Origin of the sequence: Streptomyces candidus, from assembly GCF_014207445.1 — a bacterium.
Classification (GTDB): domain Bacteria; phylum Actinomycetota; class Actinomycetes; order Streptomycetales; family Streptomycetaceae; genus Streptomyces; species Streptomyces candidus.
This window is the reverse complement of sequence record NZ_JACHEM010000007.1, coordinates 122,742-138,790: the sequence shown is the minus strand read 5'-3', so window position 1 is coordinate 138,790 and position 16,049 is coordinate 122,742. Positions and strand designations below refer to the sequence as shown.

General features: G+C 72.5%; 14 protein-coding genes. 7 read left to right on the top strand and 7 right to left on the bottom strand.

Annotated features, from left to right (window positions below):
• Nucleotides 1-20 precede the first annotated feature (20 nt).
• Both HNQ79_RS15645 and HNQ79_RS15640 read right to left on the bottom strand, forming a co-directional pair.
• The gene (locus HNQ79_RS15645; protein WP_185031375.1) at nucleotides 21-1,142 is read right to left on the bottom strand and encodes a DegT/DnrJ/EryC1/StrS family aminotransferase; all 1,122 of its coding nucleotides are present in this window, start codon (nucleotides 1,140-1,142) and stop codon (nucleotides 21-23) included.
• Between the two features lie 95 nt (nucleotides 1,143-1,237).
• Nucleotides 1,238-2,464, bottom strand: coding sequence for a CaiB/BaiF CoA transferase family protein (locus HNQ79_RS15640; protein WP_185031373.1), 1,227 nt, complete (start codon nucleotides 2,462-2,464; stop codon nucleotides 1,238-1,240).
• 136 nt (nucleotides 2,465-2,600) lie between these two features.
• Between HNQ79_RS15640 and HNQ79_RS15635 the strand changes: the two genes are divergently transcribed.
• Nucleotides 2,601-3,851: a class I SAM-dependent methyltransferase gene (locus HNQ79_RS15635; RefSeq protein WP_185031371.1), complete on the top strand. Its 1,251-nt coding sequence runs from the start codon at nucleotides 2,601-2,603 to the stop codon at nucleotides 3,849-3,851.
• Nucleotides 3,852-3,889: 38 nt separating this feature from the next.
• Entirely contained in the window at nucleotides 3,890-4,666 is a 777-nt protein-coding gene (locus tag HNQ79_RS15630) for an SDR family NAD(P)-dependent oxidoreductase (protein WP_185031369.1), read from the top strand.
• A gap of 85 nt (nucleotides 4,667-4,751) precedes the next feature.
• Here HNQ79_RS15630 and HNQ79_RS15625 read toward each other — a convergent pair whose 3' ends face one another.
• Entirely contained in the window at nucleotides 4,752-5,897 is a 1,146-nt protein-coding gene (locus HNQ79_RS15625) for a glycosyltransferase (RefSeq protein WP_185031367.1), read from the bottom strand.
• 9 nt (nucleotides 5,898-5,906) lie between these two features.
• Nucleotides 5,907-6,341, bottom strand: a complete 435-nt coding sequence (locus HNQ79_RS15620; RefSeq protein ID WP_185031365.1) for a hypothetical protein — start codon at nucleotides 6,339-6,341, stop codon at nucleotides 5,907-5,909.
• Nucleotides 6,342-6,533: 192 nt separating this feature from the next.
• Between HNQ79_RS15620 and HNQ79_RS15615 the strand changes: the two genes are divergently transcribed.
• The 4 genes from HNQ79_RS15615 to HNQ79_RS15600 are packed head-to-tail and all read left to right on the top strand — an operon-like array spanning nucleotide 6,534 to nucleotide 10,464.
• Complete coding sequence (locus tag HNQ79_RS15615) at nucleotides 6,534-7,589, top strand: MDR family NADP-dependent oxidoreductase (protein ID WP_185031362.1); 1,056 nt, start codon at nucleotides 6,534-6,536, stop codon at nucleotides 7,587-7,589.
• Nucleotides 7,590-7,600: 11 nt separating this feature from the next.
• Nucleotides 7,601-8,689, top strand: a complete 1,089-nt coding sequence (locus HNQ79_RS15610) for a winged helix DNA-binding domain-containing protein (protein ID WP_185031360.1) — start codon at nucleotides 7,601-7,603, stop codon at nucleotides 8,687-8,689.
• Nucleotides 8,690-8,744: 55 nt separating this feature from the next.
• Complete coding sequence (locus HNQ79_RS15605) at nucleotides 8,745-9,515, top strand: class I SAM-dependent DNA methyltransferase (RefSeq protein WP_185031358.1); 771 nt, start codon at nucleotides 8,745-8,747, stop codon at nucleotides 9,513-9,515.
• Nucleotide 9,516: 1 nt separating this feature from the next.
• The gene (locus HNQ79_RS15600) at nucleotides 9,517-10,464 is read left to right on the top strand and encodes an NAD-dependent epimerase/dehydratase family protein (RefSeq protein ID WP_185031356.1); all 948 of its coding nucleotides are present in this window, start codon (nucleotides 9,517-9,519) and stop codon (nucleotides 10,462-10,464) included.
• A 77-nt stretch (nucleotides 10,465-10,541) separates the two neighbouring features.
• On the opposite strand, the gene HNQ79_RS15595 is transcribed toward HNQ79_RS15600, so the two are convergent.
• A complete protein-coding gene (locus tag HNQ79_RS15595; RefSeq protein WP_185031354.1) occupies nucleotides 10,542-11,717 on the bottom strand; it encodes a winged helix DNA-binding domain-containing protein in 1,176 nt (391 codons plus the stop codon).
• A 168-nt stretch (nucleotides 11,718-11,885) separates the two neighbouring features.
• Here HNQ79_RS15595 and HNQ79_RS15590 point away from each other — a divergent pair, with 168 nt between their 5' ends.
• A complete protein-coding gene (locus tag HNQ79_RS15590; protein ID WP_185031352.1) occupies nucleotides 11,886-13,136 on the top strand; it encodes a glycosyltransferase in 1,251 nt (416 codons plus the stop codon).
• 78 nt (nucleotides 13,137-13,214) lie between these two features.
• On the opposite strand, the gene HNQ79_RS15585 is transcribed toward HNQ79_RS15590, so the two are convergent.
• Both HNQ79_RS15585 and HNQ79_RS15580 read right to left on the bottom strand, forming a co-directional pair.
• On the bottom strand, nucleotides 13,215-14,603 hold the full coding sequence (locus tag HNQ79_RS15585; protein WP_185031349.1) for an NDP-hexose 2,3-dehydratase family protein: 1,389 nt from the start codon (nucleotides 14,601-14,603) through the stop codon (nucleotides 13,215-13,217).
• Nucleotides 14,600-15,871 (bottom strand): cytochrome P450, encoded by a 1,272-nt coding sequence (locus HNQ79_RS15580; protein ID WP_229923627.1) that lies wholly within the window; start codon nucleotides 15,869-15,871, stop codon nucleotides 14,600-14,602. Before HNQ79_RS15580 ends, HNQ79_RS15585 begins: the two co-directional genes overlap by 4 nt.
• Nucleotides 15,872-16,049 lie beyond the last annotated feature (178 nt).

Below are 16,049 nucleotides of genomic sequence, written 5' to 3'. Positions count from 1 at the left end.
ACGGTCATGACGAAGCCTCCTCAGAGTGCCCCGAGGACGTCCCGCAAGGTGGCGATCACCCTGTCCTGCACGTCTTCGGGGAGTGACGGGTACATGGGGAGCGAGAAGATCTCGCCGGCCGCGGCCTCGGTGACCGGAAGCGATCCGGGGGCGTACCCGAGGTGGGCGAAGCCCGTCATCGTGTGGACCGGCCACGGGTAGCTGACGTTGAGCGCGATGCCGTGGGCCTTCAGCCGCTCGATGATCTCGTCGCGCCGGGGGTGGCGCACGACGTAGACGTAATAGACGTGATCGTTGCCCGGGCTGGTGACCGGGAGGCGCAGTCCGTCCGGGGAGACCAGGTCGCCCAGGCCCTCCTGGTAGCGGCGGGCGACGGCGCGGCGGCCGTCGACGTAGGAGTCGAGGCGGGTCAGTTTGCGGCGCAGGATCTCGGCCTGCACCTCGTCGAGCCGGCTGTTGTGGCCCGGGGAGCGGACGACGTAGTACGTCTTCTCCATGCCGTAGTAGCGCAGTTGGCGCAGGGCACGGTCGGTGTCGTCGTCGTGGGTGACGACGGCGCCGCCGTCCCCGTACGCGCCCAGGACCTTGGTCGGGTAGAAGGAGAACGCGGCCGCGTCGCCCATGGTGCCCGCGAGCCGACCTTGCCGGCGCGCCCCGTGCGCCTGCGCGCAGTCCTCGACGAGGGCGAGGGAGTGCCGGGCGGCGAGGGCCTGGAGCGGGGCCATGTCGACGCACTGGCCGTACAGGTGCACCGGCAGCACAGCCTTGGTGCGCGGGGTGATGGCGGCCTCCACCTGGGCGGTGTCCATGAGGAAGTCGGAGTCGTGGACGTCCACGAAGACCGGGACCGCTCCGGCGCCCTCGATGGCGACGACGGTGGGTGCGGCGGTGTTGGAGACGGTGATGACTTCGTCGCCGGGTCCGATGCCGCGGGCCTGGAGGGCGAGTTTGACGGCGTTGGTCCCGTTGTCGACGCCGGTGCAGTGGCGGACGCCGAGGTAGGCGGCGAACTCCTCCTCGAAGCCGCGCACGCTTTTGCCGAGCACCAGTTGTCCCGAGGAGAACACGGTCTCCACCGCGTCCAGCAGGTCCGCGCGCTCCTTCTCGTATTCCGGCAGGTAGTCCCAGACGTGGGTGGTCATCGGCGGGTCAGCCTCCGTCGGTCCGTGGGATGAGGGGTGTGGGTGGTCGGGCTGGTCGAGTGGGTGGAGAGTGGGACAGGCACCTCGCGGCTCGCTCAAGCGCGGGTGTCGTCCGGGGTGCCGTCCGGGGTGCCGTCCGCCTCCATGGCCGCTCCGGAGGCGATGAGCCGCCCGATCTCCGCCTCGGTGCAGCCGCCGTCGCGCAGGAGCCGCCGGGTGTGCTCGCCGGGCCGGGGTGCCCGTGCGGGTGGCGGGGCGGGGGTGCGGCCGAAGCGCGGCGCGGGTGCGGGCACGCCGTCCACATAGGTGCCGCGCGCTCTCAGGTGCGGGTCGCGGGCCGCTTCCCGTACGGACAGCACGGGGGTGACGCAGGCCTGGGTTCCGGTGAAGGACGCCGCCCACTCCGCTCGCGTGCGGGCGGCGAACCGGGCCGCGAACAGGGCGCGAAGAGCAGGCCAGTTGGCCTCGTCCGTACGGTCGGGGATCTCGTCGCCGGCAAGGCCGAGGCCGGCGACGAGATCGGCGTAGAAGCGCGGTTCGAGGGCGCCCACGGCCACGTGCTCGCCGTCGGCGCAGGCGTACGTCGTGTAGTACGGGGCTCCGCCGTCGAGCAGGTTGCCGCCGCGCGGCCGGTTCCAGGCGCCCTCGTCCCGCATGGCGAGCAGCATGCCGAGCAGGGACGCGGTGCCGTCCACGATGGCCGCGTCGACGGTCTGGCCGCGCCCCGAGGTGCCGCGTTCCTGGAGGGCGGCGAGGACGCCGCAGACCAGCAGCATCCCGCCGCCCGCGAAGTCGCCGAGCAGGTTGACGGGCGGTACGGGCGGGCCGCCGGAGGTGCCGATGGCGTCCAGTGCGCCGGTCAGGGCGATGTAGTTGATGTCGTGGCCGGGGGCCTGCGCCAGTGGCCCGTCCTGCCCCCAGCCGGTCATCCGGGCGTACACCAGTGCCTGGTTCCGGGCCCGGCACACCTCGGGGCCGACACCGAGCCGTTCGGCGACGCCGGGCCGGAAGCCCTCCACGACGACATCGGCGCGGTCCGCGAGCCGCAGCGCCGCGGCGACGGCCCCGGGGTCCTTGAGGTCCAGCGCGAGGGAGCGGCGGCCCCGGTCGAGGACCCGGTGCCAGCCGCCGAACGGCCGCCGCCCGTCGGCCCGGTCGATCCGGATCACCTCGGCGCCCAGGTCGGCGAGCATCATGCAGGCGAACGGAACGGGGCCGATGCCCGCGAACTCCACGACGCGCAGCCCGCTCAGCGGGCCGCCGCTGCCCTCCGGTACGTCCGTAACCGCCCGTGGTGCCTGTTGCGTTCCCGGTGTGTTCATGGCCGGAGGCTAGGCGGCGGGGCTATGAGCGGGCTCAAGCCGACTTCGAGCCCGCACTGACACCTTCCCGGCTGCACGCACACCCCGCCGCCGCCCGGTCCACGGGCCGTCCGCACGGATCAGAAGGAGCCCGCTCATGAGCGAACCGACCCACCAGACGGCGTCCGCCCCGGCCAAGTGCCGCATCTGCGAGAGCGAGGTGAGCGAGTTCCTCGACCTGGGGCGCCAGCCCCTGTCGGACGCCTTCCTCAAGCCGGCGGACATCGACAACGAGTTCTTCTACCGGCTGGCCGTCGGCGTCTGCGGCACCTGCACCATGGTCCAGCTCGTCGAGGAGGTCCCGCGCGAGAAGATGTTCCACGAGGACTACCCGTACCACTCCTCGGGCTCGTCCGTGATGACCGAGCACTTCGCCTCCACCGCGCGGGAGTTCCTGGAGTCGGAGCTGAAGTCGGCCGACCCGTTCGTCGTCGAGCTCGGCTGCAACGACGGGATCATGCTGAAGACGGTCAGCGACGCCGGCGTCCGGCACCTGGGCGTCGAGCCCTCGGGCGGTGTCGCCGAGGTCGCCCGCTCGCGCGGGATCCGGGTGCGCAACGACTTCTTCGAGGAGTCCACGGCGACCGCGATCCGGTCGGCGGACGGCCCCGCCGACGTGATCTACGCCGCCAACACCCTCTGCCACATCCCGTACATGGACTCGATCCTGCGCGGCGTCGACGCGCTGCTCGGGCCCGACGGGGTGTTCGTCTTCGAGGACCCGTACCTCGGCGACATCGTCGAGAAGACCTCCTTCGACCAGATCTACGACGAGCACTACTTCTTCTTCACCGCCCGCTCGGTCTCCGAGATGGCGTCCCGGTTCGGCCTCGAACTCGTCGACGTGCGGCGGCTGCCGGTGCACGGCGGCGAGGTCCGCTACACGCTGGCCCGCGCCGGTGCGCGCTCCGCGACCCCGGCGGTGGCCGCGCTCGTCGCCGAGGAGAACGCGCGCAGCCTCAGCGCCCTGCCGACGCTGGAGTCCTTCGCCTCGAACGTGGCGCGCATCCGCACCGACCTGAACGCCCTGCTGCGCAGGCTGCGCGCCGAGGGCCGCTCGGTGGCCGCGTACGGTGCCACGGCCAAGAGCGCCACGGTCACCAACTACTGCGGCATCGGCCCCGACCTGGTCGACTACGTCTGCGACACCACCCCCGCCAAGCAGGACCGGCTCTCGCCGGGGGCGCACATCCCGGTCGTGCCCGCCGAGGAGTTCTCCCGCGCCTACCCCGACTACGCGCTGCTGTTCGCCTGGAACCACGCCGAGGAGATCATGCGCAAGGAGCAGGGGTTCAAGGAGAGCGGCGGCAAGTGGATCTTCTACGTGCCGACCGTGCACGTCGTCTGATGCCGACCGACCTCCTTCGCACGGGAAAGGCACCGCTCGTGACCTCACAGCCCGCCACGCAGCCCTTCGCGGACCAGACCGTCGTCGTCACCGGCGGCGGCACCGGGATCGGCCGCGCCACCGCCCTGGCGTTCGCCGCCGGCGGGGCGCGTACGGTGATCATCACCGGGCGCCGCAAGGAGCGCCTGGACGAAGTGGCCGAACTCCACACGGCCCTGGTCCCGTTGCCCGCCGACGTGACCTCCGGGGAGGGCGCGGACGCCGTCGCCGACGCGGTACGCACGTACGGCGGCGCCCTGGACGTCCTGGTGCACAACGCGGGCGTCTTCCGGCCCTCCCCGCTGACCGCGTGGGACCCGGCAGCCGCCCAGCAGGTACTGGCCACCAACGTCCTGGGCCTCGCCCTGCTGACCACCCGCCTGCTGCCGCAGCTCCGCTCCCCGGGCGGCCGGCTGGTTCTCGTCTCCAGCCGGGGCGGCCACAACCCGGGCCCCGAGAGCTCCCTCTACTGTGCGAGCAAGGCCGCCGTGCACAGCTTCTGCCGGAGCTGGGCGGCCGAACTGGCCCCCCGGGGCATCCGGGTCAACGCGGTCGCACCCGGTTTCGTAAGGACCGAGGCGTACGTGGCGGGCGGGCTCGCTCCGGAGCAGGCCGAGGGGCTGCTGGCGGGCGTGGCGCACGCGATTCCGCTGGGCCGGGTGGCCGAGGCGGACGAGGTGGCCCGCTGGATCCTGTACCTCGCCGACCCGGCGAGCGCGCAGGTGACCGGCCAGATCGTCACCATCGACGGCGGTCTGGACGTCGCGCACACCTGAGCGCGAGGACGAGAGCGCGAAGGGCGTCGACGCCCGAGGCCCCCGGCATTTCTGCCGGGGGCCTCGGGCGTTCGCGCCGGGAAGTTCAGCGCGCGGAAGCGACCAGGTCCTCCAGCTTCCGTACGATCTGCGAGGTCGTCGGCAGCGCGGCGATCTCGGCGGCGAGGGCCCCCGCCCGCTCCCGGTAGGACGGGTCGTCGAGCAGCTTGCGGCCCGCCTCCTCGATCCGCTCCGGCGGTTCCACCAGGTTCAGGGTGATCGAGGCACCGTACGCGTCGAAGCGCCGCATCGGTATCGCCGAGGCCAGCATGTCCGGGAAGACGAGCTGCGGAACGCCGGCCGCCGCCGCGTACATGCAGGTCTGGCCGCCGCCGTGGTGCACCAGCAGGTCGCAGGAAGGGATGACGGTGTCCAGGGGCACGTAGCCGGCGCGGATGCCGGGCCACTGCGCGCGGAGCTTCTCGGCGACCGGTTCCTGGGTCGCGATCAGCAGCTCCACGTCCTGGAAGACGGGGTTCTCGATGACGGGGCGGAAGAAGTCCGTCCCGAGCGTGTCGATCATGGCCGCACGGGAGCCGGACGTCACCAGGACCCGCTTGCGCTCCGGGCGCCGGTACACCCAGGGTTCCAGCGGCAGCTGGGTGCTGCCGGGGGTCCAGCGCATGTACTGGGCGGGCTCCGCGCCCTCCGGGCGCAGGGACGCCGGGGTGATGTGGAGGTAGAGGTCCTCCCGGGGGAAGGCGTCCAGGCCGAGCCTCTCCAGTTCCGGTCGCAGCTCGTCGGTGACGAACTCCAGGTCGCCCGGGTCCCGTTCGAGGGCGTCCCAGGCCTGACAGACGTACGGGACCTTGGCGTGGTGGGCGATGAGGGCGGCCCCGTAGTTGCGGGTGCCGCCGACGACCAGGTCGGGGCGCCAGTGGTCGGCGAGGTCGGCCACCGCGTCGAAGCTGTCCGCCGCCATGCGGGCGAACCCCCGGCTGGCGAACTCGCACTCGGCGGCCTCGCCCCGGGGGCGGTCCAGCTTGTTGCCCTCGCGGTCCCAGAACATCGCCTTGAAGACGCCCATCTCGGACATGGCGAAGGCCGGCAGGCCGTGTTCGGTGACGGCCGCCAGGTCTTCCTGCGGGGTGGCCACGATGACCTCGTGCCCCTCGGTCCGGCAGGACGAGGCGAGCGGCAGCAGCGCGTGGACGGTGGCCCGGCCGCCGCCGGTGAAGAAGAGGATGCGCACGATGACTCCTTAGGGGTTGGCAGAGGGGGACGGGTTACGGGTCGCCTCGGCTTCGACGGGCACGCTCGCGGTGACCTTGTCGTCGGCGTCGTAGACCGTGGAGATGCCCCGGCTGGTGAAGGTGTCGCCCCTCAGGTCGGCGTGGTGGTCTATGTCGACCCAGCCGATGAAGGTGCCGTCCTCGGCGACCAGGCGTTCCGCGATCCGGTAGGAGAAGCCGCCCTCCGCGGTCGCGGTCCAGGTTCCCGCGCCCCCGCCGCCGGGGGCGGGGCCGGCCAGGATGAAGGCCCGCCCGCCGGGGGTGAGGTGCAGGGTGCTCTCGAACACCTTGTCCTCCAGGCGGAACCGCTCCGTCCAGGTGCCTTCCGGCCGGGCCGCGCCCTCGGCCGTACTGGCGGCCGCAGCGACCGGCGTGACGGTCGTACTCGAATCGGACTGGCTCACGCTGCTCGTTCCTCCCCTTGCACACGACTTGCACACGACTGGTCCCGCGACGCTAGGGGCGCTGCCTAGACGCCCGGTCGAGAGCGGCAGGGGCGGGGCGGTGGCGCGGGGCCGGTCGACCGGCGGACGACGCGCGTTCGAGCGGGGGCGGACAGCATGGGCCGCCATCACCACGGAGAGAAAGGTACGGACATGCCCACTGACCGCGTCGCCCCCGAGGCCCCCGGGATCCCGGAGACCGCCCGCGAGGTCCGCCTCGCAGCCCACCTAGACGGCGCGGCCACGGCCGCGAACTTCGAGATCGCCGAGGTGCCGGTGGTGGAGCCGGGGCCCGGAGAGGTGCTGGTGCGCATCGACCACGTCTTCGTGGCGGCGGCCTACCAGGACCTGATGCGGCCCGACTGTCCGCTTCCTGTGCCCCCGTACCGGGTCGGTGGACGGATCGGCGGCGGTGAGGTCGGCACGGTCGTCCGCTCGCGCAGCGAGGACCTGGCGGTGGGTGACCTGGTGCAGACGATGGCCGGCTGGGGCGAGTACACGACCGGGCCCGCCGCCTCCTTCCACAAGCTGGACGCCGGGCTGTTCCCGAGTTCCTCGTACTACCTCTCGCAGGGGCCGACCGCCTACTACGGGATGGCCACTCTCGCGCAGGCCGGCGAGGACGACGTGGTCTTCGTGTCGGGGGCGGCCGGCGGGGTGGGCTCGCTCGCCGGGCAGATCGCCAAGTGCCGGGGCGCGGCCAGGGTGATCGGCAGCGCGGGCAGCAAGGAGAAGGTCGCCTACCTCGTCGACGAGCTGGGCTACGACGCGGCGTTCGACTACCACGACGGGCCGGTCCTCGACCAGCTGCGGGAGCTCGCCCCGGACGGCATCAACGTCTTCTTCGACAACGTGGGCGGCGAGCAGTTCGAGGCTGCGGTCCAGGCGGCCGCGCTGCACGCCAGGTTCGCGCTGTGCGGTGCCCTGTCCGGGCAGATCGGCGGCGGTACGGGCGGACACCCGAGGCTCGACCTGATGACCGCCATCACCCGCCACCTCGAACTGCGTCCGTACGCGACCTATCACACGCCCGAGCAGATCTGGGCCTGGACGGAGCACTTCGCCAAGTGGCTCGCCGAGGGGCGGTTCGTCTTCCCGCAGACGGTCGTCGAGGGCGGTGTGGAGGCGGCGCCCGGGGCGCTGCTCGACCTGCTCGCGGGCAAACACCGGGGGAACCTCGCAGTGCGTTTCTCCTCCGCCGCCCAGTAAGGCTCCTCCGTATGAGAACCCTCGACCTGCGCACCCTCAACCGCACTCTGCTCTCCCGGCAGTTCCTGCTGGAGCGCACCACGATGCCGGTGCTCGACGTGGTCGGCCGGCTGGTCGCCCTCCAGGCCCAGGAGCCCAACTGGGCGTACGTGGGCCTGTGGACCCGGGCGGAGTCGTTCCGGCACGAGCAGCTGACGGCGCTCTTCCACGACCGGAGCGTGGTACGGGGAACGATGGTGCGCCGCACCCAGCACGTGGCAGCGGCCGCGGACTTCTCCTGGTTGCGGCCCACCGTGCAGCCGATCGTGGGCAGCGCCCTCACCCACGCGTACTACGCGGACGAGACCAGCGGCCTGGACCTCAAGGAACTCACCGCCGTCGCACGCGAGTCGATGGCGCGTCAGGCACACACCCGCAGCTCCCTCGGCCGGGTGCTCGCCGAGCGGTTCCCCGGCCGGCACGGTGTGCGAATGGCCAACGCGGTGGAGCTCCTCGAAGGTGTCGTGCATCCGCCCCCCAACGGTGTCTGGGGCGCCTGGGGCAACCGCCGGCAGACCCCGGTGGCCCTCGCCCAGGACTGGACCGGCATCCCCATGGCGGACGGGCCGCGTCCGGACACCATGATCCTGCGCTACCTGGAGTCCTTCGGGCCGGCGAGCGTGCCCGACGTACAGGCGTGGTCGGGGCTGACCCGGCTGCGCGAGGTCGTCGACACGCTGCGGCCCCGGCTGCGGGTCTTCCGGACCGAGGAGGGCAGGGAACTTTTCGACCTGCCCGACGCACCGGTCGCGGACCCCGGAATGCCGGCGCCGGTGCGCTTCCTGCCCGCCTTCGACAACGCGGCGCTCGGGCACAAGGACCGCACCCGGATCATCGGCGACGCCGACCGGCGGCGGATCTCTCCCACGGCGTCGCTCGGCGTGCCGCTGTTCCTCGTCGACGGGTTCGTGCACGGTTGCTGGAAACTGGCGGGCGGCGAGCTGCGCATCGAGCCGTTCCGGCCGTTGAGCGACGCGCAGGGCGAGGCGGTGCTGGGCGAGGCGCGGCTGCTGCTCGACTTCGTCGGGCCCGCCGCGGCGACCGACGCCGTCATCCGCTGACACTTCGTCCCATCACTGACGCGCCGGTCCCTCACGGGCGCACGAAGGAGACACCATGACCAGGCAGAGCCTCGGCGAGGTCTACGAACGGGCCGACATATACGAAGCCGTGTACCGGGCCCGCCGCAAGGACTACCGGGCCGAGGCCGCCGAGGCCGTCGCGCTCGCCCGGCAGGCAGGCGGCCCGGGTGCCTCCTCCCTGCTGGACGTGGCCTGCGGCAACGGGCCCCATCTGCGTTACTTCCGCGAGGAGTTCGCTCACGTGGAGGGGATCGACGTGTCCGAGGACATGGTGCGGCTGGCCCGGCGCAACCTGCCCGGGGTGCCCGTCCACCAGGGCGACATGGAGAACTTCCGGCTGGACTCCGCCTTCGACGTCATCACCTGCATGTTCAGCTCCGTCGGCTACCTGAGCACCGCCGCCGAACTGACCGCCTCGATGCGGACCTTCGCCCGTCACCTCAACCCGGGCGGGGTCATCGTCCTCGAACCCTGGTACTTCCCCGACGAGTTCGTCCCCGGCCAGATCATGAGCACCCTCGCCACGGAGGAGGACCGCACCATCTCCAGGATCTCCCACGCCACCAGAAAGGGGGACTTCGCGCAGGTGGTGGCGCACTACCTCGTCGCCGACTCCGCGACGGGCGTGCAGCACTTCATCGACAGCCACGACCTGGCCCTGTTCACGCGCGAGGAGTACGAGACCGCGTTCGCGCACGCGGGCTGCTCGGTGACGTACCACCCGCGCGGGCCCAGGGTGGGCATGTTCGTCGCCACCCTCGATACCGGCTCCCCCGCCCGCGACGCCGCCTGGCACACGGTCTGACGTGCACGCCACCCCCTCCCCCGCCCGGGTCGCCGTCGTCGGCGGCACCGGCTGGATCGGACGCCACCTCCTGGCCGCGTTCGCCGCCCGGGGCCACGACGTCCTCGCACTGGCCCGCAACAACGCCCCGCACGTCCCCGCGTCCGCTTTCCGGCGCCTCGACCTCACCTCCGCGGGCCCCGCCCGCATCGCCGCCCTGCTGCACCGGGAGCGTGTCGGCGTCGTCGTGAACGCGACGGACGGGGCCAACGCGAACGACGGCTGGGACCGGACCGACGAGGAGATGGCCCGTACGAACGTCCACGCTGTCGAGGACCTGCTCGCCGCACTGGCCCGGCTGCCCCGGCCCCCGCGACTGATCCAGCTCGGCTCGATGCACGAGTACGGGCCCGTCCCGGACGGCACCCTCATGGACGAGTCTCTGGTGCCCGCCCCGGTGAACACCTATACGCGCAGCCGCCTCGCGGGCACCGACCGCGTCCTGACGGCGGCCCGTTCGGGCACCGCGGACGCACTCGTACTGCGGCTCGCCAACGTGTGCGGCCCGCACCCCTCACCGGCCGCCTTCCTCGGGAAACTGCTGCAGCGCCTGCGCACGGCCACCGAGGAGGGCTCCCCCACGGTGCTGACCGTCGCCCGCTCCGCCCGCCGGGACTTCGTCGACGTGCGCGACGTGTCCAGGGCCGTGGTCCTGGCGGCGGCGTCATCCGTGAGCGGCCGGGTCGTCAACATCGGCAGCGGCACGGCCACCGCCCTCCCGGACCTGGTCGGCCTCCTCGTCTCGATCGCCGGCCCGCCCGCCGGTCTCGTCGCACAGCGGCTCGCTCCGGTACCGGGCCTGGGCGGCGACTGGATGCGCGTCGACAACCGGCTCGCCGCGGACCTGCTCGGCTGGAAGCCGGAGATCGCGCTGCGCACCTCGCTCGAAGACATGTGGCGAGCGAGGTGACAACGGGCCTCTGCGCCCGGCGGAACCGTCATTGACAACTCGCCCGTGCGCCCGGCCGGGACGTCCGGCCCTCACGCTCACGCGTGGGGGCCCACCGCCACCTTGCCCAGCGTCAGTTCCGTCCGGCCCTGGAGGATCTCGCCGACGCGCTCCACCTGCGCGTCGAGCTCCTTGCGCTGCACGGCGGTGAGCGGCGTGATCTCCTCCACCGTGACGAACAGCTTCTTGCCGGCACGACGCTGGTGCCAGACCCCCGCGGCCTGTCCGTCGACGAGGAGCACGGGGAAGTTCCCCGCCTGCCCCGCGGCCAGCGCGCGGCCCGCCGCCGCGCCCGGGAAGAGCAGCTCGCGCGGCTGGCAGCCGATGAGATACGCGTCGAAGTACGGCAGCAGCACCAGCCCCCGCGCCGGTTCCGCCGGCACCTCCGTGTCGCCCGCGACCACCCAGGCGCGCTCCCCGGCCAGCTCGACCTGCTGGATCTCCTCGCCGAGCGAGGCGAACAGCTCACTGGCCCAGCGGCGCGGGGCGGCCAGCCAGCGGGCGAAGTGCTGGGGCGTGGCGGGCCCGTAGGCGTACAGGTACGACTTGACCAGAGCGGCCAGTGCGGCGTTTCCCTCGGTGGGGGTGAAGCCGGGCAGCCAGCGGTGCGGGCTGGTGTAGGCGGCCTTGCGCCCCTGGTTGGGAGCGAAGCACAGGGCGCCCCGGTTGGCGGCCAGGTCCATGGCGGTGCGCCAGCACGGCCACTTGCCCTGGAAGGCCTCCATCACGGGGTCGGCGGCCCACGGGCCGGTGCGCTCGACGATTGCCTCCGTCAGGTCGTCGGCACTGAGTTCGGCGTCGTGCAGGGCGTCGGCGATCGCGGCGATCACCTCTTCGGTCTGCTGCGGGCTGAGGAGGTCGACGCCGCCCCGGCCGTTCCCGGCGGAGGCGGGCAGCGCGGACAGCGCACCGGTCCACATCGGAAGGTCCTGGGTCGGCAACAGGTGGACGGTGCCGCGCGGACCGTACGTCTTGACCAGGGTGCGATCCCGCCAGAGGGCATCCCGTACCCCATCCCGCGTGATGTCCGACAGCCGCAGCCCGACGGAGAGCTCGGCCGCGGACAGCACCTGGGCGTGTGCCCCGCACAGCCGGGCCACCACGTCGGCGGGCCCGGTCGCCGTGCCGGGTACCGCCAGCGAGCTGCGCTCCAGCCGCCGGGCGGACACCCCCGCCCATTCGAGGACCGGCACCCGGGACGGGGGGACGTTCATGCTGCGCTCCTGGAATAGACCGGTACCGACCGCCAAGTCTTACCCGACGCGCTCGCGTTCTGCTCAAGTCCCGCTCGAAGGCCCGCGGGTTGGACCGGCGCTCCAGATCCGGTCGAGGGCGCGCTGGCACGGTCGGGGAAACGCTCCCTGGCAGAGGACGGATCCTTCATGCGCATCATGTTCGCCATCTGGCCGATGGCGGCACACCTGTACCCCGGAGTGCCGCTGGCCCAGGCCCTGCAGAGCGCGGGGCACGAGGTGTGTGTCGCCTCGCACCCCCTTCTCACCCCGACCGTCACCGCGGCGGGTCTCACCGCGGTCGAGATCGGCACGCCGGACACGATGGCCCCGCTGTCGGCGGCGGAGGACTTCATGCCGGACGAGGAGGAGAGCAACCAGCTGCTCGCCGCGCTGGTGTCGGATCCGGCCGACCGGCCGGCCGCCGAGATGTTCACGCTGCTGCTGGGCGCGGTCCGGATGTACAACACGGTACGGACCGACTCCCCTTCTCCCGGGGTCGACGACGTCGTCGCCTTCGCCCGGAACTGGCGGCCGGACCTGATCGTGTGGGAGCAGTGGCCCGCCGCGGCCGTGGCGGCCCGGCTGTGCGGGGCCGCGCACGCCCGGCTGCTGTGCGGTCCGGACTACTGGGCATGGGGCCGCGAGCGGTCCCTCGCCTCGGGGGCCGCCGATCCGACGGCGCAGATCGTCGCGCCGATCGCCCGGCGGTACGGTCTGGAGGTCGACGAGGAGCTGGTCCTCGGCCAGTGGACGATCGACCCGACCCCCGCGGCCCTGCGTCTGCCCACCACCGAGCCGCGCGTGGTCTCGATGCGCCGCGTCCCGGCCGCGGGTGGTGCGGTGCTCCCCCGGTGGCTGACGGAGACCCCGCAGCGCCCCCGGGTGGCGGTCACCCTCGGGACCTCCGGCCGGGCCTTGAACTACACCGACGGCCATTTGCTCGCCGACGTGCTGGAGGCTGTGGGGGGCCTGGACGCCGAGGTGGTGGCCACCTTCGACGCGCTGCAACTGGAGGGGCAGAAGGTGCCGGCCAATACGCGCACCCTCGACTTCGTCCCGCTGAGTGCCCTGCTCGGGACGTGCGAGGCCGTCGTCCACCACGGCGGCGGCGGAACCTTCGCGGCGGCGGTGGCGCAGAAGGTGCCGCAGCTGATCGAGACGAGCGGGGAGCTGGAGTGCGCCGCGTACGCGGACTACGTGACGGGCCGCAGCGGCGGCCTTGCCCTGAACCACTCGCGGCAGTCGCCGCGGGAGATCCGCGAGAGCATCCAGCGCGTTCTGGAGGAGCCGCTCTTCCGCAAGGGGACGGACACCTTGCACGCGGAGTGGCTGGCCATGCCGGCGCCCACCGAGCTGGTCCCCACCATGGAGAAACTGACGGCGCAGTACCGCAGCTAGCGCTCCTCGGTCCTGAGAACGGCCGACGGCGGCACACCCGGTGGTGTGCCGCCGTCGGCCGTTCGTACACCCCCGCGCTCAGACGGCGACCGCCCCGGAGTTGAACACCGAGAGCAGCGTCCGTGCCTCCACGTTGACGTAGTGGCCATGCCGGGCCAGGGAGTTGAGCTGCCCGGGGGTGATCCACCGGTACCCCGGCGGCGGCCGCAGCGGCGCCTCGTCCTCGGTGGAGTCGATGAGCAGGTAGCGGCTCTCCGCGTTGAGGAAGCGGCCGCCCTCCTCGGAGTGCAGCGCCTCGTAGCGGATGCGCGCCGGGGCGGCCCCGAGGACCGCGTCCAGGAAGGGCGGCCGGTCGGCGGGCACGAGGTGCTCGAAGTTCGTCGGGGTGTACTGGACGGTGGGGCCCAGCTCGATGGTGTCGAGGAAGCCCGCCTCCACTCGGGCGTGCGCCAGCAGGTGGAGCACGCCGCCGAACCTGCGGGTGAGGAAGGCACTGACGCCCGTCCCGCACGGCTCGAACAGGGGCTGCCGCCAGCCGTCCACCTCCCGGCTGCCCGCTTCGACGTCGACGCCGACGACCCGGAAGTGGCGGCCCTGCGCGTGCCGGATGCCGTACTCCTCGTGCACCCAGCCCCCCACCCCGCGCAGCCCGACCAGCTCGGTGCGTACCTCGCGCCGGGACCGCTCGCCGGTGATCCAGGAGAGGACTTCCAGGTCGGAGTGCAGGGCCCCGCCCTCCGGATGCCCGACCTGGGCGCAGGCCAGAACGGTGCGGGCGTCCATGTTGACGACGTTGTCCCGGTGCAGCAGCTCACCGATCTGGCCGAGGGTCAGCCAGCGGAAGTCCTCGTGCACGGGGACGTCCCCCGCCGCCTCGACGATCATGTTCCGGTTGGACTTCCGGTAGAACCATGAGCCGTGCTCGGACTGCAGGACGTCGGCGAGCACCTGCCCGCCCTCCGGCCCGACGAAGTGTTCGAGGTAGCGCACCGTGCCTCCCCGGTGCACCCCGGTGTAGTTGCTGCGGGTGGCCTGGACGGTGGGTGAGAGCTGGAGCAGATTGCGGTTGCCGGGCTCCATCTTGGCCTGCAGCAGGAAGTGCAGGACACCGTCGAACTCCTTCACGAGGAGGCCGAGGATGCCGACTTCCGGCTGGTGGATGATGGGCTGCTCCCAGGTGCGGCGCGGCCCCTCGTCCACGACTGCGCGCAGTCCCCGTACGGTGAAGAACCGCCCGCTGCGGTGCCCCAGGTCCCCGCTCGCGTCGTCGAAGCACCAGCCGTCCAGCTCCGTGAGCGGGACGCGGCGCACGGCGAAGGGGTGGGCGCGGGCCCGCTCGGCGAGCCAGCCCGCGACCTCCGCGGTGCTCAGGTGGGCGCCCGTGCGCGTCACGGCCGCCGAGCGGGCCAGCCGGCCGGGGAGGTCGGTGTCCGACCGCGGCCGCAGCAGGACTGCCGTAGCGTTCACGCCTGCTCGCCCCAGGTCACCGGCAGGCTGGTCAGCGTGTGGTTGATCTCCCCGGTGTGCCACGGGAGTTCGCTCTCGGGGACGGCGAGGCGCAGATCGGGAAAGCGGCGCAGCAGCCCTTCCAGTGCGATCTCCAGCTCCATCCGGCCGAGGTGCTTGCCCAGGCAGTGGTGCACGCCGTGGCCGAAGGAGATGTGCGGGTTGCGGGCGCGGTCCAGGTCGAGCCGGTCGGGGTCTGCGAAGACCGCCGGGTCGCGGTTGGCGGAGGCGAGCGAGAGGAGTACCGCGTCGCCCTTGGGGATGGTCACCCCGCCGACCTCGATGTCCTCGGCGGCAATGCGCGGGAAGCCGGTGGTGTCGGTGGCGAACAGGTTGACATGGCGCAGCAGTTCGTCGACGGCGCGCGGTATCCGGCTGTGGTCCTCGGCGAGCCACCGCCACTGGCCGGGGTGGTCGGCGAGGAGGGCGAGCACGGAGTTGGCGAGCTGGTTGGCGGTGGTGTCGAAGCCCGCCCCGATCAGGGTGAAGCCGAAGGTGACGAGCTCCTCCTCGCTGAGCCGGTCGTCGTTGTCGCGGGCGGCGATCAGTTCGGAGAGCATGTCGTCGGCGGGGGCGGCCCGCTTGTCGGCGACGAGGCCGACGATGTACTCGCTGAGCTTGGCGAGTCCCTGGAGCGATTCCTCGCCGCCGGCCCGGTCGTCGACGGTGGCGAAGGCACGCGCCCACTTCTCGAAGTCGCGCAGGTCCTGGGCCGGCACGCCGAGGAGTTCGCCGATGACGGTGAGCGGGAGCGGCACGGCCAGCTGTTGCACCAGGTCGACGGGGCCCTGTCGGCCCTGCATGTCGTCGAGGAGCTGGTCGGCGACCTGCTGCACTCCCTGGCGCATCCGCTCCACCCGGCGCAGGGTGAACGCTCCGGCGACCAGCTTGCGCAGCCGCGAGTGCTCGGGCGAATCGAGCGAGATGATCATTTCGGGGGTGGTGTGCATGGTTCCGCCGACGCGCGGAGCGCCGGGACCGCATGCCCGGGCACGGCTCAGCCGCGGGTCGGCCGACAGTTCCCGTACGTCCTTGTAGCGGGTCACCAGCCAGGCGTCGACGCCGCCTTCGGTGCGTACCCGCACCACCGGCTCCTGCTCCCGCAGCTCCTGGTAGCGCGGGGCGGGGCCTCGGTAGCTGGAGCCGGGCAGCGGGAACAGGTCGCCGGAGCGGTGGGCGGGGCACTGCGGGGAAGCGGCTTGGGGCTCGGTCTCTACGGGTGCGGACACGGGGGAACCTCCACGGTTGGCGCGGTCAGGTCGCAAGGTAGGAGGGGGTGCTGGAGGCCTCCTCGCCCGGACCTCGGGCCCCGGCCGAAGCGTGACGCTGCCGAAATCCGCGGCCGGAGCGTGCGAAGGCCGAGCAACGGAAGCCTCGCGGGAGCAGGGCGTCCGCACGCGGGCAGGG